Below are 4,058 nucleotides of genomic sequence, written 5' to 3' on the forward strand. Positions count from 1 at the left end.
GCTCCGGCGCTCCGCTATCGGATGGCTCCGCACCTACGCCGGTTGCTCAACCAGCGCCCAACGGCGTATCTGAAACGGACGAGACTCTAATCGCTGTTGGATGAAGATTCAGTGGCAGGTCAGACCGGAAACGACAGCTTCCGCTTCAGGGCAAGCACCGAAACCGCTAACCGCAGGAAAAAGGAAAACGCTCATGCCTTCATAAAAGACGACCCCGGCAACTCAAGTCGAACCCGGGTCAATTCTCGATGGAAAACCCGGGTCAGTTCCGAGTGGAAATCAACAGAATGGCCTCCAACTCGAATTCTTTGCCGAACCGGCGATGTGATCTGCCCATGGAATGCTCCTCTCTCTTTTAGAAGAGCTCTCCACTTTCCCGAAGCAAGTCCAACATTCCCGCCTCGGCGGACATACGCCCGACGCCATCTACTTCAACCAGCCGCTGCTCGCCGTGGCCTATAACCCGAAGGCGATCCACTTATCAGAACCGGCGAGACTGTTCAGACAACCGGAGCCACTTCTGAGTTTGCTCAGCAGATGGAAGAGCAGCGCGCCTACTTCAGGCCGATATCGGAAAGATGGCCGATAACGATCGCCGCTTCGTCGAAGAGACCAGAAGGTCTATTCCGGCTCTTGCCGTCGTCGCGGATCTGGTCGGACGACTGAACCGAATGCTACGCCGCCAGTGCGACGATCCCAACCTGACCGAATGGTTCGATGACGCGGCGAAGACCCTGCTCGCGCGGTTCGCGGCAAACCTTCGACGGGACGAAGACGCGGTCGTGGCTGCAATCGAAACGCTTTGGACGACGAGCCCTGTCGAGGGCCAAATCAGTCGCTTGAAGATGATCAAGCGGACGATGTACAGCCGAGCCGGCTTCGATCTCCTGCGTCAGCGCGTCTTTGCTCCGACTTGATCCTTCAGGCTCCACACAAAGTGCGGGAGAACCAAAATTCAGTCGGCATTGACAGAGCCTGAGGCCGAAGGATCTATGGACTGCGGAGATCGTCGCGTCTGTCTCCATTTTACCGGCCTGCCGAAGTCGCGTATAGCGTGCGGATTGTAAACCCTTTCGGGGGGGGAAGAGATTAATCCATGACCGATCAATCGAGATCAGGTTCGATATCCGCACAAGATGAGGTGGACTTCGAACCTGTCTTCAATCCGCATATTTATCGAAAGAACGAGGCTTTCCAGGCGTTCGATGAGGCAGCGTTGAGAGACCATTTTTATCGACATGGTATAGCCGAAGGTCGCATCGCTGCCGACAGCTCTGTTCGCGACCATTTCGTCGCCCGTGCCGGCGCTTACGAAAAAATCTTGGAGATCGGTCCGTTCTGCAATCCGATTTTGAAAGGGCCAAACGTCAAATATTTCGACGTCCTCGACGGTGCGGCTTTGGAACGGCGTGCCAAGAAGGTTGGCTATCCGATCGTCGAGGTTCCAGCGATCGACTTTGTTTCGCCTTCCGGCGATCTGTCGATCATCGACGAAACGTTCGATCTCGTTATTTCTTCTCATGTGGTAGAGCATCAGCCGGATTTGATCCATCACTTGAACGCGGTCTGCGACATTCTCAAGCCCAGTGGCTTCTATTTCTTACTCATTCCCGACAAACGCTACTGTTTCGATTATTTTATCGACCAGTCCGGCCTTCCGGAGATCTGCGCCGCCCATGCCGACGGGCGGACAGTCCACAGCCTTCAAAGCGTGATCGAGCATCGCGCCCTCATTACCCACAATGATTGCGGGCGTCATTGGCAGGGCGACCACACGGATGGCGACTATTTCAAAGACCGCGACCTGCGGATCCGGGCAGCAATCGACGAATACGAGAAATCGGAAGGCGCCTATATTGACGTGCATGCCTGGCAGTTCACGCCGCAGAGCTTCGAGTTCATCATCGCGTCTCTTAAGCGCCTGAAATTGATAGCGCTCAGCCCCCTCAGAGTGTACCATACCCCTCGCGGATGCAACGAATTTACAGCAATACTAAAGAAGTAGCAATCCGCCGTTCAGGAAGAATGACAAAATTATTTGCAACGTGATTCTAAATAAGCAGTAATAGGCCAATAGCTTTTAGAAAATATGTTCTAATGAAAAAATATTGACACGTTTCATGAATAAGGCAGCATCCCGTAGTAAAATTTTACTCCTTATCCCGTTCGTTCAGGCACCTACCAAATCTAGGCCGCGTGGACAAAGTGCAGCCAAAGTTTGATTGCGCCGATGGAGACGAAGCCGAGATAGAACTCACGGGTTTTGTCATAGCAGGTAGCGACCCTCCGCCAGTTCTTGAGTTGATTGAACAGGCTCTAGACGAGATTGCGCCATTTGTACTTTCCGGCGTCATGCGCCGGCGGATCGATCCGGTTCCGCTTGCCAGGAATGACCGCTTCGATGTCCGCCTTCCGCAAGTCTTCGCGGATCGCGGCTGCGTCGTATCCCTTGTCGGCCAGGAGCGCTTCGATCCGGTCGTCGATCATACGCATCAACGGGCTGAAGCCGATAACGTCGTGGGTCTGGCCCGGCGTCAGGACGAAGCCGAGCGGGCGTCCTTTTCCGTCGCACCGCGCATGGAGCTTCGAGGTGAAGCCACCCCGCGAGCGGCCGAGCGCTTCGGTTTTCTCCAGTCCCCTTTTTATGCTGACCGCGCAGTGATGAGCGCGAACGACGGTGGAATCCACCATGTCGGCCGATCGGTCTCGATCCGCCATTTCGGCCAGCGCCTCCAGCATAGCATCGAATACGCCGGTCTCGATCCAGCGGCGATAGCGTCGGAAGACACTGTTCCACTTGCCGTATTCGTTTGGCAGATGCCGCCATTGCGACCCGGTTCGGGCGATCCACATCATGCCTTCGAAGAAACGGCGGTTATCATAAGAGGGTCTGCATCCACGCCTGCGCTTCGCAGGCAGGAGGGGCTCGATGATCGCTCAGTTTTCGTCGGACATCCCAATGCGTTCGCCCAAAACTGCCTCCAAATGGCAGTCTTGAATCAACCGAACCGAAATATGTCAACCTTTGTCCATGCGGCCTAGGCGGTTCGACCAGCCCTTTTCGTGGTGGTAGAAACCCAGCGCTTGGCGCAGCGGCAGGTTCTCGAACGGCGCCGCGAACAGGTCCGGCTGCCGCCACTGCGTCGCGGCATCCTTCCCCTTCAGCCGCTTCGCCGCATTGGCGAGGATCGTCGCCGGGTCCACCCGTTCGCGGACATGCAGCGAGACGGTATCGACCTCGACGCTCGTCCGCTTCGCCTCGCCGGTCCAGTTGAGATAGGGCGTCTGCAGCCGCTTCAGCTCCTGCAGCGCGTCCTTCATCCGCTCGGGATCGTCGCTGGCCAGCGCATCGTCGATGAGCCGTTCGATCTCCGCGCGCGCAGAGTCGAAGTTCAGCACCGGGTCGAGATACGGGTCGTAGGCCCAAACCGTCTTCTCACCATCCGGATCGGTGCCGGCATGGACCATCCCAACCTCGGGGTTGTTCACCCGGGTTTCGCCGTGGCGATAGGACAGGACCCGCGTGGGGCCGGTGGGTTTGCGCGCAGCCTTCTTTGCGCGAGAGGCGGCATGCCGATGAGACCCGTCCTGTAGTTCCTCGGTCGAAATCAAGGAGAACCCGTCCTTATTGTCGTCGACATCCTCGTCCCAAGTTTGTTCGCCGTCCTCCTGATCTTGGTCAGCCTCGACCACCCGCACGATCGAGCCGCCTCGCCCGCACCCCTTGGCGAGCAGACCGTCATCCACCAGGACGTCGCGCGCGCCGATGTAATCGTCCTCAGAAAGGCTAGGCACCTGCTCGCGCAGTAGCGCCATCACCGCGCCGTTGCCGATGGAAAAACCGTCTTCGGGGGTCAAGGAAAGAATCAGGTCGGTCAGACTGTCGGACATATGGGACGGACACTCATGAGAAGAATTTTCTATGGGACTATCGTTCTAGGGCCTGTTGAGAATCAGGTGGTTCCATCAAGGCTATAGATTTGATTCATTTCTCGCCCGATCTGGAATGCGAGGAATGACGACCATGGCGAGATTGATGCTTCGAGACGATCAGTGGG

General features: G+C 56.8%; 4 protein-coding genes. 2 read left to right on the forward strand and 2 right to left on the reverse strand.

What is annotated here, in order from left to right; all coding sequences use genetic code 11:
• The first annotated feature begins 578 nt into the window (after positions 1 to 578).
• On the forward strand, positions 579 to 917 hold the full coding sequence (locus tag ABRA89_RS20490) for a hypothetical protein (RefSeq protein ID WP_463671328.1): 339 nt from the start codon (positions 579 to 581) through the stop codon (positions 915 to 917).
• A gap of 179 nt (positions 918 to 1,096) precedes the next feature.
• The gene (locus ABRA89_RS20130; protein ID WP_349943289.1) at positions 1,097 to 2,005 is read left to right on the forward strand and encodes a class I SAM-dependent methyltransferase; all 909 of its coding nucleotides are present in this window, start codon (positions 1,097 to 1,099) and stop codon (positions 2,003 to 2,005) included.
• Positions 2,006 to 2,316: 311 nt separating this feature from the next.
• On the opposite strand, the gene ABRA89_RS20135 is transcribed toward ABRA89_RS20130, so the two are convergent.
• Both ABRA89_RS20135 and ABRA89_RS20140 read right to left on the reverse strand, forming a co-directional pair.
• A complete protein-coding gene (locus tag ABRA89_RS20135; RefSeq protein WP_349943291.1) occupies positions 2,317 to 2,934 on the reverse strand; it encodes an IS5 family transposase in 618 nt (205 codons plus the stop codon).
• An 84-nt stretch (positions 2,935 to 3,018) separates the two neighbouring features.
• The gene (locus ABRA89_RS20140) at positions 3,019 to 3,891 is read right to left on the reverse strand and encodes a hypothetical protein (RefSeq protein ID WP_349943290.1); all 873 of its coding nucleotides are present in this window, start codon (positions 3,889 to 3,891) and stop codon (positions 3,019 to 3,021) included.
• Positions 3,892 to 4,058: the final 167 nt, after the last annotated feature.

It is taken from the genome of Fulvimarina thalattae (assembly GCF_040239565.1).
GTDB lineage: Bacteria > Pseudomonadota > Alphaproteobacteria > Rhizobiales > Rhizobiaceae > Fulvimarina.